The sequence below is a fragment of the Microbulbifer maximicatervae (SeqCode) genome, assembly GCF_052467615.1.
On sequence record NZ_CP174319.1, the window covers coordinates 3,608,344 to 3,633,171 of the forward strand.

The following is a 24,828-nucleotide window of genomic DNA, read 5'->3' on the forward strand; positions in this document are numbered from 1 at the left end:
AATAACCTATTTAGCTAGGATACTTCAAAAGATAACTACAACCACTTTTTCCAGTAAAACAAAGCGATCTGCCCAGCCAATGCCACCACCAGCAAGATGCAAAAAGCAATAAAGCCCAATGACGACTGTCCCCAGGGAATACCGCCGACATTAATCCCAAACAATCCAGTGAGAAAGCTCAGCGGTAAAAAAACTGCCGCCACCACTGATAGTACATACATACGACTATTCAACTGATCCGAAGTGCGACTCAACAATTCCTCCTGAGCGATTGCCGCGCGCTCCCTTACCGCATCGATATCGTCAACATGGCGCTGTAACCGATCATTTACCTCTCCCAAGAGGGCGTGGCTGTGCTCATCAAACCAGGATAGGGATTCCTGCTGCAAACGCCCGAGCACCTCCCGCTGCAGGCATAAGTAGCGTCGCAATACGATAGTTCTCTTGCGCAGCCGAACCAGTAGGGAAGAGAGCTCCGAACCTCCCTTATCTAATAACAGGTTTTCCAGGTCATCGATTTTTTCTTCGAAGTCTTCGGCCCGATCACACATACGCAAGACCAACAGATCTGCCAGGGACATCAAAAGAGCCGCAGTTCCACGGGGACCAAAGCCACTGCGCAAACGAGAAAGCAAGTCATCCTCTGAAAGCAACTTCCGTCGGCCGGTACTGATAATACGGTTTTCCTCGGCCCAAATGCGAATGGCGATCATATCCTTTGCACGCGGTTTGGATTTTCGCTCAATGCCGTACATAGCCAACATCAGCCCCTGATCCACAGTCATTACACAGGGGCGCGTTGTCTTCGCAGACAGGGTCTCTATCGCCGTAGCTGTGAGTCCACTATCCTGTTGCAGCCACTCGACGGTGTTGGTGCTGTCGTAGTCAAAATGCAACCAGAGAATTCCCTGATCAGGTTGCCAGGATTTCACCTCTGCCCAGGAAAGCTCTCGGCCCGAGCCTTTGCGATCGAGTAAGACAGCGTAGACCAGACCAGTTTCCATAAGCTCTCATATCACCTGATATTGATTGGAGCATCACTTTCTTTGCGCGACTTATTTACTGAGATGGGCCAGCTCTGCGGCGTTCTGCTCCCAGTTTTGACCATCGAAAGGTTCGACCTCCAAGTCTCCGGGCCTCTCATCAAAACAGCGCGCATTAAGACTATAGCCATCCGGGTTGGAGCGCGGCACATAAAAAGACTTAACGCCGCAATGGCGACAAAACAGGTGCTTGGCCACTCCCGTATTAAACGTATAACAATCCAGGTCTTTTTCCCCAGACTCCAGCTTAAAGTTTTCAGCGGGAATAATGACGTGCAGAAAACCCACTTTTTCACACATCGAGCAATTGCACGCATGGGCTACCAGTTTCTCCTCTGAGTCGCGCTCGTGCCGCGCCCGATAGCGAATAGCGCCACAGTGGCAACCTCCGCGAAGTTCAGTAGTAACTTTACTCATTTGAATTATTGTCCTTTTCAAATAACGGGCGGGCAGCCAACAGTGAAAACAGCGAAAGGCCCAGCAGCAGGTGGAACCAGTTTGTACGCGCCAAACCCAGCACCCGCGGAGCGCCGGTACCCACAAACAATCCATCCATTGCAATGACTACTGCCCCTGCCCCCAGTAACAAAGGACCCGGTGGCGATAGTCGTCGCGGTGACATCAATTCCATCATTGCAACCCACAACCACAATAGAAGCCCCAGGGCGGAAAATACCTCTGTCACTTCCTGCGGCGATAACCTGCCACTTTCCGAGACGCCAATAGACGAGGCCAATACCAGCACCAGCACTACATAAGCGGGTCCCCGGGTACTCTGTCCAATACCTATCTCGAAACGTGCCCAAACCAACCCTATTCCAATTAGTAACAGCGAACTAAACCCGGATAGTTGCAGTAAAGCCCGGTGTAATTGGGTTGCCCCGGGATCAATACCGTAGCGATAAGCACCGACAATCGCGGAGACAGCGATAAATAGAAGACCCGCCATCACCAAGAGTGCAGCTGATTGGAAGCGAGCATTGGTAAGACGCCAGTACTGATTGGCTATCAGCAGTGCGGCGAGGGTGAGGAGAATGTCGATCAGCCAGAAGTTGTCCAATGTTTTGCCCTTTTTTTCCAGAATTCTAATAGAAAACCGGTAATAAGCGACAATTCCGCTTCGGCAGATACAAAAAAACCCGGCTTAAAAGCCGGGTTTTTTCAGTCCGTAGACTTAAGCTTCGTCGGAAGCTTGCTTGGCTTCTTCAGCGGCAGCTGCATCGGCCTTGGCTTCCTTGATAGAAAGCTTGATACGTCCACGCTGGTCAACGTCGAGTACCTTAACCTTAATCTTCTCACCTTCACTCAGGTAATCAGTTACGGCATTTACGCGCTCTTCAGCGATCTGGGAGATATGCACCAGACCGTCTTTGCCCGGCAGGAAGTTAACGAACGCACCGAAGTCTACGATACGTACCACGGTACCTTCGTAGATAGCGCCAATCTCAGCTTCCGCAGTGATCTCCTCGATGCGGGTTACCGCCGCTTCCAGGCTCTCACCGTCTTCACCGAAGACTTTGATAGTGCCGTCATCTTCGATATCGATGGAGGCGCCGGTCTCTTCAGTGATGGAGCGGATAGTCGCACCGCCCTTACCGATCACGTCGCGGATCTTATCCGGATGGATCTTCAGGGTCGCGTAGCGCGGTGCGTTCTCATTCACGGTGGTACGGGAAGAGTCGATCACCTTGTTCATTTCCGCGAGGATGTGCAGACGCGCGTGCAGAGCCTGCTCCAGAGCGGTCTCCATGATCTCTTCGGTAATACCTTCGATCTTGATGTCCATCTGCAGCGCGGTCACACCAGAGGCGGTACCCGCTACTTTGAAGTCCATATCGCCGAGGTGGTCCTCGTCACCGAGGATATCGGTCAGAACCGCGTAGCCTTCTTCTTCCTTCACCAGACCCATAGCGATACCGGCTACCGGTGCCTTCAGCGGAACACCCGCATCCATCAGCGCCAGGCTGGAACCACATACGGAAGCCATGGAGCTGGAACCGTTGGATTCAGTGATCTCGGAAACTACACGCACGGTGTAGGGGAAGCTATCCGGGCTCGGCAGAACTGCAGCGATACCGCGACGAGCGAGGCGGCCGTGACCGATTTCGCGACGACCGGTAGCACCTACACGACCCGCTTCACCTACAGAGTAGGGAGGGAAGTTGTAGTGCAGCATAAAGTAGTCTTTGCGCTCACCTTCCAGGGCGTCGATGATCTGTGCATCGCCAGTGGAACCGAGGGTAGCCACTACCAGAGCCTGGGTCTCACCACGGGTGAACAGCGCAGAGCCGTGGGACTTGGGCAGAGCGCCAACTTCCACAGCAATCGAACGTACAGTTTTGCTGTCGCGACCGTCGATACGGGGCTCGCCGCGAACGACAGCGCCGCGCACCAGCTTCTTCTCCAGCTTGCCGAAGTAGCTTTTTACCAGATCGGCGCTGATTTCTTCAGTAGCCAGGGCTTCAGCGGCTTCGCTGCGCAGTTCCGCCAGGCGGGTGCTGCGCTCTTGCTTGTTGGTGATGCGGTAGGCTTCGGCAACCTTTTCGCCAAACTGAGCGTCCAGGGCAGCTTTCAACTCGGTGTTTTCCGCCGGAGCCTGCCAGTCCCACTGGGGCTTGCCCGCTTCCGCTTTCAACTCTTCACAAACCTTGATAATGGCCTGCATTTCCTGGTGTGCATAGAGTACCGCACCCAGCATGATGTCTTCCGGCAGCTCCTGGGCTTCGGACTCCACCATCAGTACGGCGTCTTTGGTACCGGCAACGACCATGTCCAGCTCGGAGGTCTTCAGAGCTTCGTAGCCCGGGTTCAGCAGGTAGCCGTCTTGCTGGGTGTAACCCACGCGCGCAGCACCGATTGGGCCTGCGAAAGGAATACCGGAAACAGACAGCGCTGCGGAAGTGCCGATCATGGCAGCGATATCCGGGTCCATGTCCTTCTCAGCGGAGAGAACAGTACACATCACCTGAACTTCGTTCATAAAGCCGTTCGGGAACAGCGGGCGGATCGGGCGATCGATCAGACGGGAAGTCAGGGTTTCTTTTTCAGACGGGCGGCCTTCACGCTTGAAGAAACCACCGGGAATTTTGCCAGCCGCGTAGGCTTTTTCTTGATAGTGCACGGACAACGGGAAGAAGCCCTGATCAGGCTTGGCTTCTTTAGCGCCGACAACAGTACACAGGACAACAGTCTCTCCCATGCTAACCAGGGCAGCACCGGTAGCCTGGCGCGCGATACGGCCGGTCTCGATGGTGACTTGGTGTTGTCCGTATTGGAAAGTTTTGCTTACTGGATTCACTAGTTTTTTTCCTATTTCCTTACGGTTACTGGCCCATTCCAGTAACCCCTACAGTGGTTGCCTGGATAGAAGTTCCAAACCTTCAATCCAGAGCGATACGGGGATGTACCGCTACCGACCCGGGTGGCCGGTGCAAACGCAGCACATCCGCCGGGATATTTGTCCCTGGGGTTGTGTTGCGAAACTGCCGAAAAGTGACAACAGCGCCACTTTTCAGCAAGCATTAAAGAAGAAAGCCCGCCAGAGGCGGGCATTCCAGGGTCTTAGCGACGCAGGCCGAGCTTAGCGATCAGCTGTGCGTAACGGTTCAGATCCTTGCGCTTCAGGTAGTCCAGCAGCTTGCGACGCTGGTTTACCATGCGGATCAGACCACGGCGAGAGTGGTGATCCTGCTTGTGCGCAGAGAAGTGACCCTGCAGTTTGTTGATGTTGGCAGTCAGCAGGGCTACCTGGACTTCCGGAGAACCGGTGTCGCCTTCAGATTGGCCGTGCTCTTTCAGGATTGCTGCTTTTTCTACTGCAGACAGTGCCATAACGATTAACCTCGTCGTAATATGCTTTAAAAGATTCGGCTGGCCCGTGCATATTTACAGACCAGCTACTCACTGTTGTGGACTTAAGGAGCCTCTAAACAACTCCGTGATACCTCTGGCATGCAGAGCGGTTCACAATCAAGGCGCGGCTTCGCAGGAATGTCTAGACCTTTCAAGAAGTCGCAACGCGGAGTGTGAATCGCTCTGCAAGCCCCGAAGGGCGGGCCTTGAAGGCCACAGCTGCTGCGTTACAGCTCTTGCAAAGGGCTAAGGCCATTCGCGGCGAGCTGCGCCTAACATCTGCAGCCTTCAAGGCCCGCAGAGGCATTACGGAGTTATTCAGAGGCTCCTTTGCCCACTGCAGTACTCTCACATCAACCGCTATCGGCTCTCACCAATATAGCGTTTTCTGCTTAAGTACTGCTTACCAGACGCCGAGGCGCTACGCACCCGTCGTCAGTAATTTCTCCTACGCCCAGAAAATCGCCATTTTCCAGGAAGAGGCGCACCATATCACCTTCTTCACCGATACGGTAGACCTGCAAATCCATTACCGGCTGCCCCTGACGCACATAGTAACCAGACTCGTCCGGAAGGGTGAGTTTGGGCAGCGAAGAGGCGGGAGAATCCACCGATAACAGGTGGTGATCCAACTCCTCCGCCATTCCCTCACCGCGCTCCTCGGTGAGCTCATCCAGAGTCACTGAATCGGCCTCGACGTAGGGACCGGCGGCGCTGCGGTGCAACTCTTCCACATAGGCACCGACACCCAGGGCCTGACCCAGGTCTTCGGCAATACTGCGAATATAAGTGCCCTTGGAGCAGTGAACCTCAACTTCTGCACGGGGCTGGGCGCCCGGTGTAAAGCTCAGCAGTTCAAATTCAAAAATCTCTACTTCCCGCGCCTCGCGCTCCACTTCCAAGCCCTGGCGCGCCAACTTATACAGCGGCTGCCCCTTGTGCTTGAGGGCCGAGTACATGGACGGCACTTGCTTGATAGGACCGCGAAAGGCTTCCATCGCTTTCAGCACAGCTTCTTCAGTCAAACCGGAAGCATCTTTAGTTTCCAGTACATCGCCATCGGCATCGCCACTAGCAGTGGTCATACCGAAAACAAAAGTACTGCGATAGCGCTTGTCCGCATCGAGTAGGTACTGGGAAAACTTGGTCGCTTCGCCGAAACAGATCGGCAACACGCCGGTTGCCAGGGGGTCCAGCGCTCCGGTGTGACCGGCGCGATTGGCGAAAAAGAGTCGTTTGGCTTTTTGCAGGGCGTCATTGGCGGTAATCCCGGCGGGCTTGTTCAATAACAGCACGCCGTGAACCGGCCGGCCCCATTTTGGTCTGCGGCCCATGGATTAATCTTCGTTGGAGTCGCTATCGTCGTCTTGGTGTTTGCGATCTTCTTTAACCGCCTTGTCGATCAGGGCAGACAGCGCCTGGCCGCGCACCGAGGTCTCGTCGTAGCGGAAGTGCAAACGGGGAATAGTGCGAATCTGGATTGCACGCGCGAGCTGCGTGCGCAAAAAGCCGGCGGCTTTGTTCAGCACTTCGATAGAGGTATTAATTTTGCTGCGATCATCCTCACCCACCAGGGTGACAAAAACTTTAGCAACGGTTAAGTCGCGGCTGACTTCAACATCATTGACGTTGATCATACCCAGGCGAGGATCGCGAATCTCGTGTTGGATCAGCTGGGCCAGCTCGCGGCGCATGGCGTCGGCGACGCGGTCTGCGCGATGAAATTCTCTTGCCATTGTTTACCTATTGAGAATGGCGGTTTAAAGACAGGAAAACCCGCACGGCTAACGCCGCGCGGGTTTATCCTCGATCCGCTGCGGAACTCCTTAGAGTTCGCGAGCAACCTTAACGATATCGTAAACTTCGATCTGGTCACCGGACTTAACGTCGTTGTAGTCCTTAACCCCGATACCACACTCCATGCCGTTGCGCACATCTTGCACATCGTCTTTGAAGCGACGCAGGGATTCCAGTTCACCCTGATAGATCACAACGTTGTCGCGCAGTACGCGGATCGGCTTGTTGCGGTAGACGGTACCTTCAGTAACCATACAACCGGCAATGGCGCCAAACTTCGGTGAGCGGAATACATCGCGAACCTGGGCAATACCCACGATTTCTTCACGTATTTCTGGATCAAGCATACCGGACAGCGCCTGCTTCACTTCGTCGAGCAGGTTGTAGATCACGCTGTAGTAACGAATCTCTACGCCTTCTGTCTCAGCAACCTTTCGGGCAGCCACATCAGCACGGGTGTTGAAGCCCAGTACGATAGCGCCGGAGGTCAGGGCCAGGTTGATATCGTTCTCGGCGATACCACCTACACCGCTGGACACGACGTTGACAGAAACTTCTTCGTTGCCGATATCCGCCAGTGCGCCCAGGATAGCTTCCAGGGAGCCGCGAACGTCCGCTTTGATAACAACCGGCAGTACTTTGCGCTCGCCGGCTTCCATGTTCGCAAACATGTTTTCCAGCTTGGCCGCCTGCTGGCGCTGCATGCGCTCACGACGCTCTTTATCACCGCGCTGTTCAGCTACTTCACGAGCTCTGCGCTCATCCGCAACCACCATGAACTCGTCACCGGCGTTGGGTGTGGTGTCCAGACCCAGCAGCTCAACCGGAGTTGAAGGGCCAGCTTCTTTAACCTGCTTGCCCAGCTCGTTGGTCATGGCGCGAACACGGCCGTAGCTCTGGCCTGCCAGTACGATATCGCCGCGCTTCAGCTCGCCGTTCTGTACCAGCAGGGTGGCCACAACACCGCGACCTTTTTCCAGGCGGGATTCGATCACAACACCCGTTGCCGGTACCTTGACCTTGGCCTTCAGCTCCAGCATCTCTGCTTGCAGGGAAATCGCTTCCAGCAGGTCGTCGATACCTTCACCCGTGTGTGCAGACACATTGATAAACTGGGTATCACCGCCCCAATCTTCTGGGATAACGTCTTTCGCAGCCAGCTCGTTTTTAACACGATCGGGATCGGCAGCTTCTTTGTCGCACTTGTTGATCGCAACAACCAGCGGCACACCGGCAGCGCGGGCGTGGTTCACTGCTTCTTCAGTCTGCGGCATCACACCGTCGTCAGCGGCCACGACCAGGATAACCACGTCAGTCGCCTGGGCGCCACGGGCGCGCATCGCAGTAAAGGCGGCGTGTCCGGGGGTATCCAGGAAAGCGATCTCGCCCTGGCTGGTTTTCACACGGTAAGCACCGATGTGCTGGGTAATACCACCGGCCTCACCGGAAGCCACCTTGGTCTTACGGATGTAGTCCAGCAGGGAGGTTTTACCGTGGTCAACGTGACCCATAACGGTAACTACTGGTGCGCGGGACACCTCAGTGCCTTCACTGGCCTGGGTCTCGGCAACCAGCGCTTCCTCCAGCTCGCTCTCAGAGCGGAATACCACCTTGTGGCCCATCTCTTCGATGATCAGCTGTGCAGTTTCACGGTCCAGGCTCTGGTTGATAGTAACCATCTCGCCCATTTTCATCAGGCGCTTGATCAGGTCACCGGCTTTCACATTCATCTGTTTGGCCAGCTCGCCAACAGTGATGGTTTCGCCCAACTGTACTTCGTACACCTGTTTCTCCGTGGGCCTTTTAAAGCCGTGCGTAGGTTTAACCTTCAAGGTCGGACGAGACAGGGAGCGCGTGCTGCGCTTGGATGCTTCGTCTTCCTCAAATACTTCCAGCGCCTGTTCGTACAGAGCGGTTTTGCTGGATTTTTTCGGGCCGGACTTGGAGCGGCGACCGCGACGCTTACGCGGCTCGTCCTCAGAGCGATCAGCTTCAGCGGGAGCAGTGGATGCTGCCTCCAGCTTGCGACGCAGAGCTGGCTTGACCTCAGAGGTCTTCTCAGCACTTTTTGCCGGTGCTGGCTTAGCCTTGGCTGTCTGTGCAGCTTGCGCAGCTTTCTCTTTCTTTTCCTGGGCTGCGCGTCGGTCAGCTTCTACTTTAGCTTTCTTCTCTTCAAGTTCACGCTTTTCCTGCTCAGCCTGCTGCTTGCGACGCTCCATCGCGGCAATTCGCATTGCCTCGATATCGTCTGAGTAGCTTGAGCGGATTGGTGCGGCGGGCTCTGCCTTTTTCACTACGTTTTCCGCGGTCTTATCCTCTGATTTAGCCGCATCTTGATCGGCTTTTACTTCATTGCTTGCTTTCGCTTCGGCTTCAGCCTTGGCTTTTGCTTCTGCTTCGGCCTTGGCTTTCGCTTCGGCTTCAGCCTTGGCTTTCGCCTCGGCTTCGGCTTTGGCTAGCGCCTCTTCTTCCGCCGCTAGGCGTGCAGCTTCTGCCTCGGCTTCTACGCGAGCGCGTTCGGCTTCGGCCTCCAGTCTTTCCTGCTCATTTTGCAGGGCATCGACTGCCGCTTCCTGCTCGGGGCTGCTCGATTCTTCGCCTGCCGCTACGGTTTCAAGCTCAGCTTGAGGGCGCTTCACATAAGTGCGCTTCTTGCGCACTTCCACATTCACAGTCTTGCGGCCGGTGCCAGAGCCAGTCTTCAGCGTGCTTGTGGTTTTGCGCTTCAAGGTGATCTTGCGCGGCGCGGCGCCCTGCTCCCCGTGACTGCTTTTCAGGAAACTGAGCAAGACCTGCTTTTCCTCGTCTGACACCACTGCATCCACAGAGGTGTGAGGCAAACCCGCTTCTTTCATCTGCTTGAGCAGACGGTCTTCGGTGGCACCAACCGATTTGGCGAGTTCACTAACTGTTACTTCGGCCATTCTCTCTCCTAAAAGTCACTTGGTCGGAGGGGGTTACTTATACGTAAGTTATTTTTCGCTGCATTTAAGCTTCTTCGCCGCTGTCATCGGCAAACCAGGGCTCACGCGCCTTCATAATCAGCGCTGCAGCGCGCTCCTGGTCGAGACCTTCGATATCCAGCAGGTCATCGACAGCCTGCTCTGCCAGGTCTTCCATCGTGGAAATACCACGGCTGGCCAGTTGGAATGCCAGCTGGCGCTCCATACCGTCCATATTCAAAAGGTCTTCCTGGGGCTCAGATGCATCCAGCTTCTCTTCAGATGCCAGCGCTTGGGTCAACAGGGTGTCCTTGGCGCGGGCGCGCAGCTCCTCAGCGATATCCTCATCGAAGCCCTCAATTGCGAGCATCTCTTCGATGGGTACATAAGCTACTTCTTCAAGAGAGGCAAAGCCCTCTTCAACCAGCACACCAGCAACGTCTTCATCGATATCCAGGCGATCCATAAACACCTGCATGATGGAGCTGGACTCGGCTTCCTGCTTGCTCTGCCACTCATCACTGCTCATGACATTGATCTGCCACTGGGTCAGCTCGGAGGCCAAGCGTACATTCTGGCCGCTGCGGCCGATAGCCATTGCGAGGTTTTCCTCTGCCACGGCTACATCCATAGAACCGGTGTCTTCGTCGACCACGATGGATTCAATTTCTGCTGGCGCCATCGCATTGATAACGAACTGAGCGGGGTTTTCGTCCCACAGAACGATATCTACGCGCTCACCAGACAGCTCGTTGGATACCGCCTGAACACGCGCGCCACGCATGCCCACACAAGCACCCACCGGGTCGATGCGACCGTCGTTGGTATTTACAGCGATTTTTGCACGCAGCCCGGGATCGCGGGCCGCGCCTTTAATTTCGATTACCTGCTCGGAAATTTCCGGCACTTCAATGCGGAACAATTCGACAATCATTTCCGGGCAGGAGCGGCTCAGCATCAGCTGGGGGCCGCGGGCTTCCGGTTGGATTTCCAACAGGATTGCGCGCACGCGATCACCGAGTCGGAAAATTTCGCGACCAACCAGCTGATCGCGGGGCAGGCGCGCTTCGGCGTTATTGCCCAGGTCTACAGCGATAAAGTCGCGGGTCACCTTCTTCACAGTGCCGCTAACCATCTCACCGACGCGATCGCGGTACTCGTCTACAACTTTGGCGCGCTCGGCTTCACGTACCTTTTGTACGATGACCTGCTTTGCGGTCTGTGCGGCGATGCGTCCAAATTCTACATTTTCCACCTGCTCGCGGAAAACGTCACCTGCTTTCAGGTCAGCATCTTTTTCGTGGGCTTCTTCCAGGGTGAACTGGGTACCCAACTCAGCCAAGACTTCATCACCGACCACTTCCCAGCTGCGGAAAGTCTCGTAATCGCCTGAACGACGATCAATGATAACCTCAATGGTTGAATCTTCGTCGTAGCGCTTCTTCGTGGCCGTTGCCAATGCCGCTTCGATGGCCTGGAAAATAATCTCCTGGTCAACGCCCTTCTCGTTGGATACCGCCTCGGCTACCAGCAAGATCTCTTTGTTCATGCAACTGTGCCTCAAAATCGCCTGAGCTCAGGCTCCTACAGGTTATTTGGTAAATTGGGGAATGATATTTGCTTTTTCGATACTGTCGATCGGCAAAAGGTATTCGTTTTCACTATCTACACGCAGAACCACTTCATCACCCTCTACACCGGCCAGCAGTCCGCGCCACTTACGCTGCCCATCCAGAGGCATACGCAGGCGAACTTCAATCTGGGCGCCGATAAAGCGCTCGTACTGGGCCAGCTTATAAAGAGGGCGGTCGAGCCCTGGGGAAGAGACTTCAAGTGTGTACTTACTACTGATGGGATCTTCCACATCCAGTACAGCACTGGATTGGCGGCTCACTTTCTCGCAATCCTCAACGGAAATACCGTTTTCGGAGTCGATATAAATGCGCAGCAGCGCGTTGCGACCGTGGGTTTGGTACTCAATACCCCACAACTCACACCCCAGCGATGCCACCACCGGCGCCAGAAGCTCTTCCAGCAATTCGCGTTTGCTCGCCATTCTCGTCACCACATACAAAAAATGGGCCTACGGCCCACTTCGAAAAATATCTGCAACTTTTCTTGCAGATACGAAAAAGCCCCTGACGGGGCTTTGACCGCACATTCGTGCAGTCAGTGTGCACGAATGCAAAATTTGGTAGCGGGGGCAGGATTTGAACCTACGACCTTCGGGTTATGAGCCCGACGAGCTACCAGGCTGCTCCACCCCGCAACAACGAAAGCGCAATCAAAGTTTCCCTAAGGAAAGTTGGTAGCGGGGGCAGGATTTGAACCTACGACCTTCGGGTTATGAGCCCGACGAGCTACCAGGCTGCTCCACCCCGCAACAACAAATGCGCAATCAAATATTTTACCCGAAGGTAAAATTGGTAGCGGGGGCAGGATTTGAACCTACGACCTTCGGGTTATGAGCCCGACGAGCTACCAGGCTGCTCCACCCCGCAACAACTCCAAGAAACAAAGCCTGGTTGATCTTTGTTTCCCTGCGGCGGGACCAGCCCAACCACTCAAGAGGCTGCGCATTCTATTGGTGCTGACCCGGTGAGTCAAGCCGTAATTGGCATTTGTTTTCACCGGGGGGTTAAAGCCGTCTCTACCATCTCGCAAATCAGTATAGAAAAGGAAGAAAATCCCGCAAGCAGGCCACCTTCATATACCGTCTTCTTTCTTGCACAAGTACTTTTTATAAAAAGAACGAAGAGCAAAACTCTCTTAACAAGCCTCTGGATAAGCTAGCGAGTTAACTGGTGCACTATTGCTTTTCGAATTGGGGGAAAGCGATCACTGACTCGCAACACCATTTTGCGCAGCAACTTGGCCGGCAGGCGATCGTCAGTAAACAAATCCACCACCCTATTAGTTCCAGAGTAAATCGGCTTGGATTCAACCCGGTGCAGCATCTGGTAACGGGCCAGGGCTCGAGTCAGCTTGGCCGGGTTATATAGACGGCTAACACTATCCAGTTGACGGGCCAAAGTATCCGCACCGGCCAAGCCCAAATTAAATCCATGTGCGGTCACTGGATGCATCCCCACAGCGGCATCTCCCACCAAGGCAAAGCGCTCAGTGAAAAAGTGATGTGCGTATACCGCAACCAATGGATAACAGTGGCGCTCACCAAAAGCTTCGACACCGCCGAGCTGGGACGCGCTTTCGCGGGATACGTGCCCGGCAAACTCTTCATTACCCATCGCCATAATCTGGGCAGAGAGACTGGCGGGAACAGTAACCACGGCCGATGAAATATTTGCCTTGGGCAAAGGCAACAGCGCCAGTGTCGAACCGTAGCGGAAACACTCCCGGGCAATACCATCGTGGGGTAATTCGGTGCGTACAGGGCCGACAATCGCCACTCGGCCAAAGTCGCGCATATCGGCGCCAATTCCCGCCATGCGTCGCACTTCAGAAAAACGGCTGTCGGCTGCAACCACCAGGGAAGCGCGCACGCCCTCCCCCTCTGCCAGTTCAAGATGACGCATGGCGCCACTCAATGTCATCCCGGTAACGGTCGAGTTATCGAGCAGCGTTATATTCTCAGTCTCCAAAACTGTCTCATATAAGATTCGCCGGATTGCAGAGTTGGAGACAATAAAACCCAGAGGCCCCCTCTCTCCCGGGCTAAAGTGGAGTGTCGAAGGGGAATTGCCGTCGACTACTTCGGCAGCATTTAGCGGGCTAATCTCTTCCGGGGATAATCTCTGCCAAGCCCCCAGTTCTTGCAGCAGCTTGTAGGATTTATGTGTCAGAGCAATCTCGCGGCCATCATCAACGGGAGCGGACAGCGCCGACTTATCCTGGCGCTCAATAATTGCCACCTGACACCCTTTGCGGGCGAGCATCACCGCCAAGGAAAGTCCCGCCGGTCCAGCACCTACGATAGCTACATCGGACTCCGTCATTTTCACACCCCTGATTTGCACGCAACAAATACAAGTCACTCTAGTGACTCACATCCGGGATAAACTGATCCAGATCAGGTTAAAGCCAATCCCAAGCCGCTCTACAGAGGTATAAATTGGTGAACTTTAGGGGTATAAAATATCACGCCCGCCACCAGCGCTTCTGAAAAACTGGAGCACCATGGAGTTCAAATATGGAACTTGAAATTCATTTCATTAACGCCTTTACCGACAAAGTCTTTCACGGAAATTCAGCCGGAGTTGTTGTTACTGAGGATTGGCTGGATGAAAATTTAATGCAGTCCATCGCTGCAGAAAATAATCTTTCCGAAACCGCGTTTCTGGTAAAACGCCCGGATACCAGTTATGGAATTCGCTGGTTTTCACCGTTAACGGAAATTGATTTTTGTGGTCATGCCACCCTGGCGTCAGCCCATGTTCTTTTTTCTCAAAACCCTCAATGTGAGCAACTCCAGCTCCATGCTGCCGCTGTGGGCAAAATGACAATAAGCCGAGGGGAAAATGGAATTATTTCCATGGACTTCCCACGAAGGGAGCCACAACCCGTAGATCGCATACCGCAGGAATTGCTGGAGGGGCTTTCAATAACACCAAGTCAGGTGTTACTTAACAACCAAGCTTACTTTGCCATCTACAATAGTGAGCGAGAAGTATTGGATGTACAGCAGGATGCGAGCAGCCTGCGAAAGCTCGCCCCCTACGATGTGGTCGTCACGGCAAAATCCGATAAGTACGATTTTATCTCCCGATATTTCTGGCCATCCAATGGTGGTGCCGAAGATCCGGTGACCGGTTCTATTCACACAGGGCTCGCCCCTTACTGGTCACAAATTCTGGATAAGAAAGAGCTGATCGCCTATCAAGCCTCCAAGCGCGGCGGCCTGCTGAATTGCACCATCGCCGGGGACAGGGTCATTATCTCAGGCAAAGCAGTACCCTATTTGAGCGGGACCATACGGGTTTGATACCCCAACGCCGGGATTTCCAAAATAAATCACAGTTTCCCCTAATTACGATAAGTACAACTAAACAGAGGAGCATTGAGCAATGGAACAAAAAGGATCGTGCCTATGTGGCACTATTAACTTCGAAATTGAAGGTGACTTTGGCGGCTTCTTTCTCTGCCACTGTAGTTACTGCCGCAAAGATACCGGTTCAGCCCATGCAGCAAACCTATTCTTCGCATCAGCGAAACTTGAATGGCTATCCGGTGCAGAACAAGTCAAAACCTTTAAGCTGGCAGGGACGAGGCACAGCAAAAGCTTTTGCAATCAATGCGGTTCCGCAGTGCCACGAGAAGATCCTGAAATTGGCCTCCTCGCTGTTCCCGCTGGCAGTCTGGATCGCCCAATAGATGTAAGGCCTAATGCCCATATCTTTATGGCCAGTAAAGCCGAGTGGGACCGGGAACTGGAAACAGTACCTAAAGTAGACAAACTACCCCAGGTAGCTAGTGCGGACTCTGAATAGACCAGTTAATGATGGCTTTACTCGACCACAGTTGCTGCGATGATAAGGTTTCTCGCAGCAACTGAAGATCACATAGAGAGAATTAGCCGGGATGACCGTCAACGCGCGGCTGGAAAAGCACCGGGGTGTAATACAGTAAGAAAAGCGTGTAACCGACTACCCAGGCAATAATTGCTGCGAGCAAACCACTCGGGGCGGGTGCCCAAAACACACGTGCGAGAGCAGATAACGCCAGGGCCATAAAAGCCAGGGGCATCAAGCGCGGCGCCTTCAATATCCGACCTGTGTGGCCGAGACTGACGCGACTGGTCATAGACAAGATCAATCCGCCGATACCGCCAACGGCAAATGCGTGCAAGGCGGGACTCTGCCAGGAAGGGGCAATTTGGCTCCAGGCCAGAGCCGCGAGAAAACACCCCAAAATAACCAACCAGTAGCTCACATGCAGAGACCAAACCATCGGTTCTGCCCATATTTTTGTAGGGTGCCAGCGCACCACCCGGATCACCTGCAAAATACCCAGAGAGACCGCAAAAAAGGCCCAAACCATTTGCGGCAAACCAACAGCCACCGATAGCAACAAGCCCACCGCAGCAATATGGGTACCCCACTCTACAGCCGGTATCTTATCTCTTGGGCTCAAGTGAAAGCGGCGCGCCGTAAAGAAGGGTATAACCCGCCCGCCGATTATCAGAATAATCGCCGTCACCAACAGCAAAGCCAGCAAGGCGATTCGGCTCTGTGCCCCTGGCAGCAACCAGTGGCTAGCGGACAATGCAGCAAACATCAGCATCGCAGGCAATACAAACATATTTCGCCACTGCTTGGTTCGCAACACCCTGGCTCCGAGCAAAAACGCTGAGAACAGGAAAAAGGAGACTTCAGCAATTACCGGCATCCAAATAGGAACCGCCGCCAACAGGTAGCCCAAACGGGCCAAGAGCCACAGGCCGACCAAAGCAATAAGCTGAGTTCCCTTTGGCGAGGGGATACCAGTCCAGGTTTGCATGGCGGTGCCGAGAAAACCCACAACAACGGTAGCCGCGAACCCAAACAGCATCTCATGGGAGTGCCAGACTACCCCCATGCGAAAAGCCGGCATCTGCCAACCGGATAACTGCCCCTGCCAGATAACCAGGGCAACCATACTCCACAGAGCAGCCCCCCAGAAAAAAGGTCGAAACGGCATACGCCAAATAGGTGCAATAGACTCCGCGCGCGCGCGATCAACGATAGGTATCAAAATCCATTCTCCTTACCAACTACGGGAACACCAGGCTCCCTACACAAATAATTCGCAGTACAAGACCACCCCGACAGGCCTGCTTTGCTTGGAGAATCAAAGGCGTCCTAAAAAAAGCAGGACACAGGGGTTTATCTGTCCGGCGGCGCCGCAACCTAGGCAAAAGCGCCGACTTTTCAGTCATCCGCATCAGTGCGGGATATCGCCCGAGATTCCATTTCCAGGGATTGGGAAAGAGCCCTATTCTCACTCAATTAACAAAAATAGTTAACAAAAAAATGAGTAGTCTGTGAATTATTCTAACTGGGGTGAAGAATCTTTTTCTGTGTAGATAACCTGAAAAAAACCACACGTTTTATAGGGTTATTTCTATTTTCAGGAAAAACTGGGCAAAGGTGAAGTGGACTTGAAGTATCTCACAAGTTTACTCAAATTGGGAAGCACTTCCATTTACAGAAACATACTCGGAGCCACCAATAAACAAACACTCAACCAGGAATAAAGCTTGAACATATTTCCCTAGTAATTCAGTACTTATCTCTCATATACAAACCATTATATTTTCACCATAATTTTATATGGCAATCATTACACGGTGCCCAGTGCCGGCAAGATACAGCCTAAGTTAAAGATTTACGCCAGCCTGTGCAGTGGAGGAATTATGCTCATACCAGGCTATCTTATCGCGGCATCAACCTTACTATTCTGCTGCCAGGCCCTCGCAACCAACACTTATATCCTGTCACAACAGGGTATTGGCAATCGGGCTATAGGGGACCAAAGCGACCCAACCATCATTAACAATCTCATCATGCAAACACAAGATGGTGAATTTAATAATGTGGTGGCTCAGCAATCCAACGGCAATACTGAAGGATCTATTATCCAGTTGCAGAGAGGCGTATCAAACGAGCTAATGTCAGTCCAATCCAGCAGCCTGGGTAGCACGACATCAGTCTCCCAGCTTAATGTTCTCAACAAGGCCGAAACCTCACAGACAAGTACACTGTTTAGCACTATAAGCATCAGTCAGGAACAATCCCTAAATCAAATTACGAGCATACAAAACCTTTCCACTGGTACAACTGCTAACATCTCGCAGATAGGAACCCTAAATTTTTCGGAATCTATCCAAGATGATGTTGCTCTTAGTGATGTCTCTATTAGCCAGTTAGGTAATTTTAATAGAGCTGAGATTATCGATAAAGAAAGTGGCATAGCAAACTCTGCCAGTATTATCCAAAGTGGAAGCCAGAATATTGATACTAGAATTATCCTGATACAGTCTCTGGGAACCAATAATCAAATTCAACAATTTGGCAATAACAACACTGCCCGGATAACAAATACTAACGGCGCCTTTAATACCAACTCAATAGTACAACTTACAGATTCCAGTGCTACTAGCATCCAAACAAGCAACTCTATTCAGGGATTTAACAGTTCCATCCAGCAAGGACAGAGTAATCGCGCTTCTATAATTGTTAATCTTGCTCAAAACAACCAGGCCTTTACATCTCAAAGTGGAACAAACAACGGGTCCACAATCAACCAGATAAACATCAATAATTTTTCCGAGATAACACAAACAGGAACAAGTAATAGCGCCACGTCAATACAACTCGCTATTGAAGGGGCCAGTAGTGTTGTCACACAAAGTGGATCGGATAATAGTGCTGATATTAGTCAAAGTGGATCAGTCTCTGAGGCAGCTATAGACCAGGAATTTGATCAAAACACATTAATAGCCATTCAAGATGGCTTTAGTGCAAGACTACAGTTGCTGCAACAAGGCCTACAGAATCAAGTAAGTTCAACGCAGTCTGGTTATATTGATGATGCGGACATCATTCAACTGGGTGAGCTAAACACTATCAATCTCACTCAAACCGGCAGCTTTAATAGTGCAGAGCTACTACAACTAGGTACAGACAACTTTCTCCAGGTAATTCAATTGAGTTTTGGTGCTACTATCTCCATTTCACAGATTGGCAGTAACAATTCTGCGATATACATACAGTAGAGAAAGAGGCTAAGAAAAACCATATTATTTATTGCTCAGATTTTTTCTTTCTGGGAAACATCCCCTTTCACAAACAGCAAACTTACAATCAGTGCTGCAGCAGCCAAACACGCATTAACAGTAAATGCCCGATCAATACCCTCAGATAATTCCGGAGCCATCGCAACAACCGTTGTATTCATCGCCAGACCAATAGCACCGCCGATAATTTGGAACATATAAATTAAGGCCGCCGCCAAACTTGCCCTGGCAGGCCCCAATACCGTAACCGCAGTAGTCGTTATCGTAGGAAAATATAAGCCTAATCCTATACCGAGAGTGAGCATTCCCGGTACCAGGTGCAGATAGTGATCGCGAACCACTAGGCCAGAAAGTAAAAACATTCCCAAACCTAAAAAGAGTGCCGCTCCCGCTAAAATTAGGCGAGCCCCCAAAAATTCATATAACCACCCTGCTATATATGAGACTACCGCATAGGTAATCATCACCGGCAATAAACCCGCACCAGACCAAACTGCAGAATAGCTCAACTCCTTAATTAAAAATTGAGGAATATAAAGCAACATAGATACAAAAGTGACCGATAGAAGCAAAGTCACCACACAGATAGAAAAAAAGCGCCAATTAGTAGCTACATCCGGGGGAATAAGTGGGTCAGAGCGAGTATGAGGCTCAACCCAGGCAAATACCAAAAAGAAAATCACCGATGTTACTAAAAGTCCAATCACTAAAGGACTTCTAAATCCTACATCGATAACAAAATCCAGAGATAACATTAAAGCCAAAAGGCTAATTGATAATGAGGCCATCCCCCAATAGTCAACCTTTTCATTGCTCTCATCGGGCTTATCATCCTCAATTACTTTCCAGCCCACCAACATTGCCGCCAAAGCGATGGGTAAGTTAATAAAAAAAATCCAGCGCCAGCTAAGAAAATCTGTAAAGAAACCACCCAACAGTGGCCCTACAGAGTTCGCAAAGCCACACACCGTCATTATCAAACCGCCTGCCTGACCGGCGCGGTCATCAGGCATGATCTGATAGGTCATGCCGAGCACAGCGGGCCACATCAGAGCACCACCAACACCCATTAATGCCCGGCTTCCCAGCAGCATCCATTCATTGACGGCCAGACCACCCAAAACTGAAAAAAAGACGAAGATTGAGGTTCCAACAAAAAATAGCCGGCGTCGACCAAACATATCCGCCAAGCGCCCGCCAGTAACTATAAAAATCCCGAACACCAATGCATAACCGTTAATCACCCACTGAAGGGTGGAGATATCTGCGTTAAAATGTTTTTCCATTGCAGGGATAGCGACGGAGAAGGCCGTAAAATCATTGGCCACCAAAAAGACTGCCAACGACAATGCTGTTAAGCCAATAATCTGTGATCGCGATAGCGGGGTCTTTGAGGCTGCCATAAATGCCAAACTTCACACTTTGCAAGTTATGCAATGGATATATAAGCTTGGACCAATGAAGGACCAACTGCAGCGCAAATTATCAGGCAACACCAAGTAACAGCCTAGAACCAATGGGGTTCTCATAAACTTTATTACTAGAATCTCGGTGCTTTTCTCCTATATCCAGAATTACTTTCTTCCGCAATACTCTGATTAGGCCCCAGCTCAGGCATAGACAAGCATTAATGCCAACAACAATGGCTTGATGTCAGTGTAAGTCCGCAGTCTCACTAATCCTCATTCCATGTTTAGCAGATCGAATCAGTCCAAAAGCAGTATCCGGTAGCAGAAGTATTTAAAGCTATCAGCCGATGATCAATCAGGATTGATCGACAGGCTTGAGCGGGGCCCCTTCTCCAATTCTTATAAATCAAAAATCAAAAATCAAAAATCAAAAATCAAAGACTGACAGGATTTTCCCATGAAGGTGCTATCTTTAGCCATTACCATTCTCTCGATCAATCATGGCCATCAGGCCCTGGCGAACAATACTTACTCATCAACCAAGTAAGAACTGGCAACACTGCTACTGAAAATCAAATTGAAAAAACAACCACTAACAACTTAATAAATCAAGCTCAGGTTGGTGACAATAATAACGTTGAAGCAACACAATTTAACGGCAACAACAATTAAATAATGCCCACGCAGGCAGGCAGGCAGGCAGGAATTAACGATAGCATCACCACTACTTAATTTGGTAATAATACCGCGATTTCTCTGCAGTAAAGCCATGTGCCAATCTCTAGGAACTTGTATGTTCAGACAGCTATCTCCCAGAATCTATCATCCAACTCTCCTCCCAGCAGCCACATCCTAACACACTGAAAATATCAGATATTTTCCGACTTTAGTCCCAGTATCTCAGTGCTTTTATCTCATTCCCCTAAGGAGTCTCATTGTCAATACTTTTTCCAAGGCTCCAATATCTGAAACGAGCTGGATTTCGACTTTTGGAGAGCCCAATCAAACGGATTACAGAGGAGAAATATCTATGACAAACGGTGAGCACTTATGCCCACCAGAATTTGGAATCATTGAGTCTTTTTTAGAAAGCCGCCAATGATCTTAGCCCCGGCATATCCAAGTACTAATGCCAATGACAATGGCTTGGAGCCAGTGCAAATAAGCAGTCTCACTACTTCACTCACCATTTAGGGCCGATCAAATAACCTCCAATGCCCGACGGATGGTAGGTCGACGTTCGATTACACGGGATTGGATATGGATTTCACCTGTGTTGTACAGGAAATACTGTGGACGCAGTCAAAGCGCCATAGCGAGTTGAAGTAAAGAAGTTACTTGTGAAGATCTTACCTATAGCCGTTACCGCTCTATCCCTTGCCATCAGTGGCCTGGTTCATGCAGATGACAATGAATATATTATCTATCAAGAAGGTACGGGAAATACAGCCTCAGGGGATCAAAGTGATCCCACTATATTTAACAACCTCATCGAACAGACTCAAATTGGGGATAATAATGATGTTGAGGCCATCCAGTCTAATGGCAATACCAACGGCACTATTATTCAATTTCAAGAAGGGGATAATAACACTTCAGATGCCACCACTGACTCCATCATTGAGGTCATTATCTTTGGTGACGGCAATGATATGGATCCCACGCAAACATCAACCAGCAATTCCTTCATGCAATTGGATGTAACAGGGAATAATAATTCTGGAGGCGGCTCACAGGATGCCACTTCTGATACCTCATTAATATACATCATGGAAGGCAATGACAATCTTGGCTTTCCAGTTCAGAATAATGTTTCCAACAGTTCAATGAGCTTTACCTTTGTAGGTGACGATAATCTTGGCTCCTCTGTACAACAAGACTCCGATTCCGCAACTTTAGTAGCTGAAAGTTATGGTGACGATAATCTTGTTAGCACCACCCAGAATGTCAGCTCAAGTACTACGATAATGATCTTTCAAACCGGGGATAGTAATCTTGCGGCCGCTGGAGAGCAGATTGGTAGTGCGAATAATACAGCCACAATTACTCAAATTGGGAGCTCAAATATAGGTGGACTTGGTCGTTTTAATAGCTTTAGTCAAAGCACTACGTATGAGCAGTTTGGAGACGGTAACCTATTTGATAATGCAACCATTGACTCAAGCAATAGTATTGGAACGGTCCTACAGCAAGGAAATAGCAATACTAGTCTTACCCTATTACAGACGGTATCTGATAACGCCTATTACATATCACAGATCGGTGATGGAAATATGGTATTTCTTACCCAGTCTGGATCAAGTCACACTGCTGAGATCATTCAAATGAGTGATTTAAATGAGATAAATGCTGATCAAGAAAGCTTTGATAACGACCTTTACTCCCTACAAAACGGTGAGGACAACCTGATCAATTCACTGCAGGATGGGGACAGTAAATGGCAACACTAAGTCAGGCAGGCACCCTGAATGAAATAGATCTCACCCAAAGTGGACAACAGGACACTGCCACTCTACCTCAGGATGGTAACAACAGCTTCCTGAGTGTCACTCAAACAGGATTTAGCGATAGCATCAATGTTACCCAGCTAGGTGACAATAATAGCGCCACTTTTACACAGTAAATCGTTGATAGGAGTCCGTATACCCATATATGGACTCCACCTAACCATACATATTCTATCCACTATCAAATATCAATATAACTCTGCAATGAAAATACTGATTAAATCAGACTTTTTTACTAGCATCTCAGTGCTTTTATCTCATACCAATTATCTTATTTATTAATAATACTAAAAGCGATACCGTAAGTAGGGGTCATTTATCACTTCACTACATTTTGGCGGACCAACAAACCAAATAGGAGCAAATTAAATGAATAGTAAAATCAACCAATACAGGTGAAAAATTTGGAATAAATATTTCACATCAATCGAAGCAAAAATGAATATAGCCTCGGCATCTCCAAGCATTAATGCCAAAAAATGGCTTGGGATCAGTACAAGCAAGCATTATCACTACTTCTCTCACCATTTAGGGCCCTTAAGCTTCTTACTTAGTGCTCATTAAAAATTAACTGAGCTACAGAAGTTTCATTCGTTAATTACCTTTATAGAAGCAAGAGATCTATCGCTCTTAACACCATCCATAAATCATTAAATGAAAGGAATCATTTATGAAAACATCAGCCTTTGCAATCACTACCTTAGCGTTAGCCATTTCCGGTATTGCGTATGGTGACAATACTTATATTGTCAATCAAGAGGGAACTGGAAATATGGCCATGGGGGACCAAACTGGTGCCACTGATAGTTTAATCTCGCAGACTCAGATTGGAGACAATAATGATGCCGAGGCAATACAATTCAATGCCACCAGCAATGGAACCATTATCCAAACCCAGCAGGGAGACAACAACTTCGCGAATAGTGAGCAAGACGGCAGTAGTAATTCTTCAGCCGTCATTACTTTGATAGGAGACAATAACAGCGCGTGGACAGATCAAATATCAACCAGCAATAGTGTAATGCAGAAAACGTTAATCGGCACTGATAATTTCGTTTCTTCAACACAGGAATTCACCACCAATACAACCATGACATACACCATGATGGGGACCAATAATGGCAGTGGCTCCATACAGGAAAATACGACGAATACGGTAATGACCTTCACAATAACGGGAACCGACAATAATGGCGGATCAATACAGGAAAATACCACCAATACTACAATGATCTATACCATTAGCGGAACAAGCAATATTGGTAGCTCTCCGCAAAGGGACTCTACCAATAGCTCAATGCAATTTACTATGATTGGCACCGATAATATTGGTTCTTCAGGACAGACCAATATGGATGAAGCATTTCTGAACGTAGTATCCATCGGTGATAGAAATATTGGTACATCAGGCCAGTGGGATAGTTTTAATAGCAGTATCAGCGTCTTTCAAATGGGTGATGATAATACCGGCGGAGGGGTAGATGATGATGGCAGCTCAAACACTTCAGTCCAATTAACACAGATCGGCAATTTCAATTCAGGGTTTACCGTACGAGGCCAAAGTTCTGATCAATTTACTACAGTTGAACAATATGGAAATGACAATATCTTTGGTTCCACAGATGACAATGCCAATAACAGTGTAGGTTCAAACCTTCAGCAAGGTGACAACAATAGTATTTCTGTTAGCCTGCAAACTGTATCTGATAATAACTACTCCATCAGCCAAATTGGTAATGGCAATGATGCGGATCTGACACAGACCGGCTCCAACCACTCGGCTGAGATAATTCAAATGAGTGAATTAAACACAATAAATGCGGAGCAAACCAACTTCAATGCCGACCTTTACGCCTCACAAGATGGCGAGGACAACTTGATTAATTCCCTCCAAGACGGAGACAGTATTTCAGCCACCCTTAACCAGAGCGGCAATCTCAACGAAATAGATCTGACTCAGAGTGGATCTTCAGATATTGCTACATTGTCTCAGGATGGCAATAGCAATTTCCTAATGGTAACGCAGACCGGTTTTAGCGATACAATCAGTGTCACCCAACTAGGTGACAACAACAGCGCCACCTATATGCAGTAAAAAAACCAAGGGCCTTGCAAACCTCTTTGCAGGCCCTATCAGACCTTATTAGACTTTCAAATACTGACAAGACAGTTTTGAAATTATCGGCTTGAGTTTTCCTTACTACTTTCTCAGTACTTTTATCCTATATACATCTCACCGCTCATTGACAATAATTTTTGGGGACAATTTAATGGTAGATATCAGCAACAAACATTTCAATTGTCACTATTGCTTTATCAGTGCAGTACATCATAGGCTTTAATTTAGTACAAAGCAGTACAGTGTACGTTTGGAAGTTCTATGCTTTATCCCAAATAAACGAAGAGTTCCCCCACCTGGCATAGTCAAGTTTTAATGCCAAAAATATGGTTTGAAGCCAATACAAAAAGGCAGCACCAGCGATGATTTTAAATTTAGCTTTAACGATGAGCTATAAATCTAAGTCACCCACTAAACCAAACCTT

20 protein-coding genes and 3 tRNA genes are annotated in these 24,828 nt (G+C 50.0%); 6 read left to right on the forward strand and 17 right to left on the reverse strand.

Annotated elements, in window-relative coordinates; genetic code table 11:
- Positions 1-35: 35 nt before the first annotated feature.
- From ACJJIM_RS16005 to ubiM, 14 genes are all read right to left on the reverse strand, one after another.
- Complete coding sequence (locus tag ACJJIM_RS16005; protein WP_444911445.1) at positions 36-1,004, reverse strand: zinc transporter ZntB; 969 nt, start codon at positions 1,002-1,004, stop codon at positions 36-38.
- Positions 1,005-1,055: 51 nt separating this feature from the next.
- The gene (locus ACJJIM_RS16010; RefSeq protein ID WP_413663182.1) at positions 1,056-1,460 is read right to left on the reverse strand and encodes a GFA family protein; all 405 of its coding nucleotides are present in this window, start codon (positions 1,458-1,460) and stop codon (positions 1,056-1,058) included.
- Complete coding sequence (locus ACJJIM_RS16015; protein ID WP_413663183.1) at positions 1,453-2,103, reverse strand: hypothetical protein; 651 nt, start codon at positions 2,101-2,103, stop codon at positions 1,453-1,455. The genes ACJJIM_RS16010 and ACJJIM_RS16015 overlap by 8 nt, the downstream gene beginning before the upstream one ends.
- Positions 2,104-2,217: 114 nt before the next feature.
- Positions 2,218-4,341: a polyribonucleotide nucleotidyltransferase gene (gene pnp, locus ACJJIM_RS16020; RefSeq protein ID WP_444911446.1), complete on the reverse strand. Its 2,124-nt coding sequence runs from the start codon at positions 4,339-4,341 to the stop codon at positions 2,218-2,220.
- Between the two features lie 263 nt (positions 4,342-4,604).
- Positions 4,605-4,874 (reverse strand): 30S ribosomal protein S15, encoded by a 270-nt coding sequence (gene rpsO, locus ACJJIM_RS16025; protein WP_252083174.1) that lies wholly within the window; start codon positions 4,872-4,874, stop codon positions 4,605-4,607.
- 413 nt (positions 4,875-5,287) lie between these two features.
- Complete coding sequence (gene truB, locus ACJJIM_RS16030; protein WP_282931410.1) at positions 5,288-6,229, reverse strand: tRNA pseudouridine(55) synthase TruB; 942 nt, start codon at positions 6,227-6,229, stop codon at positions 5,288-5,290.
- A gap of 3 nt (positions 6,230-6,232) precedes the next feature.
- A complete protein-coding gene (rbfA, locus tag ACJJIM_RS16035; protein WP_108734361.1) occupies positions 6,233-6,631 on the reverse strand; it encodes a 30S ribosome-binding factor RbfA in 399 nt (132 codons plus the stop codon).
- A 90-nt stretch (positions 6,632-6,721) separates the two neighbouring features.
- Positions 6,722-9,616 carry a translation initiation factor IF-2 gene (gene infB / locus ACJJIM_RS16040; RefSeq protein WP_413663185.1) on the reverse strand — a complete coding sequence of 965 codons (2,895 nt, stop codon included), beginning with the start codon at positions 9,614-9,616 and terminating at the stop codon, positions 6,722-6,724.
- Positions 9,617-9,680: 64 nt separating this feature from the next.
- A complete protein-coding gene (gene nusA, locus ACJJIM_RS16045; protein ID WP_413663186.1) occupies positions 9,681-11,183 on the reverse strand; it encodes a transcription termination factor NusA in 1,503 nt (500 codons plus the stop codon).
- A 42-nt stretch (positions 11,184-11,225) separates the two neighbouring features.
- Complete coding sequence (gene rimP, locus ACJJIM_RS16050; protein ID WP_108734364.1) at positions 11,226-11,690, reverse strand: ribosome maturation factor RimP; 465 nt, start codon at positions 11,688-11,690, stop codon at positions 11,226-11,228.
- A 136-nt stretch (positions 11,691-11,826) separates the two neighbouring features.
- Positions 11,827-11,903, reverse strand: a tRNA-Met gene (locus tag ACJJIM_RS16055).
- 37 nt (positions 11,904-11,940) lie between these two features.
- Positions 11,941-12,017, reverse strand: a tRNA-Met gene (locus ACJJIM_RS16060).
- A 41-nt stretch (positions 12,018-12,058) separates the two neighbouring features.
- Positions 12,059-12,135 (reverse strand) — tRNA-Met (locus ACJJIM_RS16065).
- A gap of 288 nt (positions 12,136-12,423) precedes the next feature.
- The gene (ubiM, locus tag ACJJIM_RS16070; protein WP_444911447.1) at positions 12,424-13,590 is read right to left on the reverse strand and encodes a 5-demethoxyubiquinol-8 5-hydroxylase UbiM; all 1,167 of its coding nucleotides are present in this window, start codon (positions 13,588-13,590) and stop codon (positions 12,424-12,426) included.
- A 194-nt stretch (positions 13,591-13,784) separates the two neighbouring features.
- Between ubiM and ACJJIM_RS16075 the strand changes: the two genes are divergently transcribed.
- Both ACJJIM_RS16075 and ACJJIM_RS16080 read left to right on the forward strand, forming a co-directional pair.
- On the forward strand, positions 13,785-14,576 hold the full coding sequence (locus ACJJIM_RS16075) for a PhzF family phenazine biosynthesis protein (protein ID WP_444911448.1): 792 nt from the start codon (positions 13,785-13,787) through the stop codon (positions 14,574-14,576).
- A gap of 82 nt (positions 14,577-14,658) precedes the next feature.
- Complete coding sequence (locus ACJJIM_RS16080) at positions 14,659-15,081, forward strand: GFA family protein (protein WP_444896197.1); 423 nt, start codon at positions 14,659-14,661, stop codon at positions 15,079-15,081.
- An 82-nt stretch (positions 15,082-15,163) separates the two neighbouring features.
- On the opposite strand, the gene ACJJIM_RS16085 is transcribed toward ACJJIM_RS16080, so the two are convergent.
- The gene (locus ACJJIM_RS16085; RefSeq protein WP_444891933.1) at positions 15,164-16,324 is read right to left on the reverse strand and encodes an NnrS family protein; all 1,161 of its coding nucleotides are present in this window, start codon (positions 16,322-16,324) and stop codon (positions 15,164-15,166) included.
- 811 nt (positions 16,325-17,135) lie between these two features.
- Here ACJJIM_RS16085 and ACJJIM_RS16090 point away from each other — a divergent pair.
- Positions 17,136-18,347, forward strand: coding sequence for a hypothetical protein (locus tag ACJJIM_RS16090; RefSeq protein ID WP_444911449.1), 1,212 nt, complete (start codon positions 17,136-17,138; stop codon positions 18,345-18,347).
- A gap of 35 nt (positions 18,348-18,382) precedes the next feature.
- Here the strand turns inward: ACJJIM_RS16090 and ACJJIM_RS16095 are convergent, their stop codons facing one another.
- The gene (locus ACJJIM_RS16095) at positions 18,383-19,771 is read right to left on the reverse strand and encodes an MFS transporter (protein WP_413663192.1); all 1,389 of its coding nucleotides are present in this window, start codon (positions 19,769-19,771) and stop codon (positions 18,383-18,385) included.
- Between the two features lie 606 nt (positions 19,772-20,377).
- On the reverse strand, positions 20,378-20,548 hold the full coding sequence (locus ACJJIM_RS16100; RefSeq protein WP_444911450.1) for a hypothetical protein: 171 nt from the start codon (positions 20,546-20,548) through the stop codon (positions 20,378-20,380).
- Positions 20,549-21,117: 569 nt separating this feature from the next.
- Here ACJJIM_RS16100 and ACJJIM_RS16105 point away from each other — a divergent pair.
- The 3 genes from ACJJIM_RS16105 to ACJJIM_RS16115 all read left to right on the forward strand — a co-directional run bounded on the left by ACJJIM_RS16105 (position 21,118) and on the right by ACJJIM_RS16115 (position 24,379).
- A complete protein-coding gene (locus ACJJIM_RS16105) occupies positions 21,118-22,227 on the forward strand; it encodes a hypothetical protein (RefSeq protein ID WP_444911451.1) in 1,110 nt (369 codons plus the stop codon).
- Positions 22,215-22,400 (forward strand): hypothetical protein, encoded by a 186-nt coding sequence (locus ACJJIM_RS16110; RefSeq protein ID WP_444896192.1) that lies wholly within the window; start codon positions 22,215-22,217, stop codon positions 22,398-22,400. The genes ACJJIM_RS16105 and ACJJIM_RS16110 overlap by 13 nt, the downstream gene beginning before the upstream one ends.
- A 554-nt stretch (positions 22,401-22,954) precedes the next feature.
- A complete protein-coding gene (locus tag ACJJIM_RS16115; RefSeq protein ID WP_444911452.1) occupies positions 22,955-24,379 on the forward strand; it encodes a hypothetical protein in 1,425 nt (474 codons plus the stop codon).
- The last annotated feature ends 449 nt before the right edge of the window (positions 24,380-24,828 follow it).

Coding starts and splice junctions, on each gene's coding strand:
- ACJJIM_RS16005 (WP_444911445.1), bottom strand. CDS start 1,004: ATGGAAACTGGTCTGGTCTACGCTGTCTTACTCGATCGCAAAGGCTCG.
- ACJJIM_RS16010 (WP_413663182.1), bottom strand. CDS start 1,460: ATGAGTAAAGTTACTACTGAACTTCGCGGAGGTTGCCACTGTGGCGCT.
- rpsO (WP_252083174.1), bottom strand. CDS start 4,874: ATGGCACTGTCTGCAGTAGAAAAAGCAGCAATCCTGAAAGAGCACGGC.
- truB (WP_282931410.1), bottom strand. CDS start 6,229: ATGGGCCGCAGACCAAAATGGGGCCGGCCGGTTCACGGCGTGCTGTTA.
- rbfA (WP_108734361.1), bottom strand. CDS start 6,631: ATGGCAAGAGAATTTCATCGCGCAGACCGCGTCGCCGACGCCATGCGC.
- infB (WP_413663185.1), bottom strand. CDS start 9,616: ATGGCCGAAGTAACAGTTAGTGAACTCGCCAAATCGGTTGGTGCCACC.
- nusA (WP_413663186.1), bottom strand. CDS start 11,183: ATGAACAAAGAGATCTTGCTGGTAGCCGAGGCGGTATCCAACGAGAAG.
- rimP (WP_108734364.1), bottom strand. CDS start 11,690: ATGGCGAGCAAACGCGAATTGCTGGAAGAGCTTCTGGCGCCGGTGGTG.
- ubiM (WP_444911447.1), bottom strand. CDS start 13,590: ATGACGGAGTCCGATGTAGCTATCGTAGGTGCTGGACCGGCGGGACTT.
- ACJJIM_RS16075 (WP_444911448.1), top strand. CDS start 13,785: ATGGAACTTGAAATTCATTTCATTAACGCCTTTACCGACAAAGTCTTT.
- ACJJIM_RS16080 (WP_444896197.1), top strand. CDS start 14,659: ATGGAACAAAAAGGATCGTGCCTATGTGGCACTATTAACTTCGAAATT.
- ACJJIM_RS16090 (WP_444911449.1), top strand. CDS start 17,136: ATGCAAACACAAGATGGTGAATTTAATAATGTGGTGGCTCAGCAATCC.
- ACJJIM_RS16095 (WP_413663192.1), bottom strand. CDS start 19,771: ATGGCAGCCTCAAAGACCCCGCTATCGCGATCACAGATTATTGGCTTA.
- ACJJIM_RS16100 (WP_444911450.1), bottom strand. CDS start 20,548: ATGGCTTTACTGCAGAGAAATCGCGGTATTATTACCAAATTAAGTAGT.
- ACJJIM_RS16110 (WP_444896192.1), top strand. CDS start 22,215: ATGGCAACACTAAGTCAGGCAGGCACCCTGAATGAAATAGATCTCACC.
- ACJJIM_RS16115 (WP_444911452.1), top strand. CDS start 22,955: ATGAAAACATCAGCCTTTGCAATCACTACCTTAGCGTTAGCCATTTCC.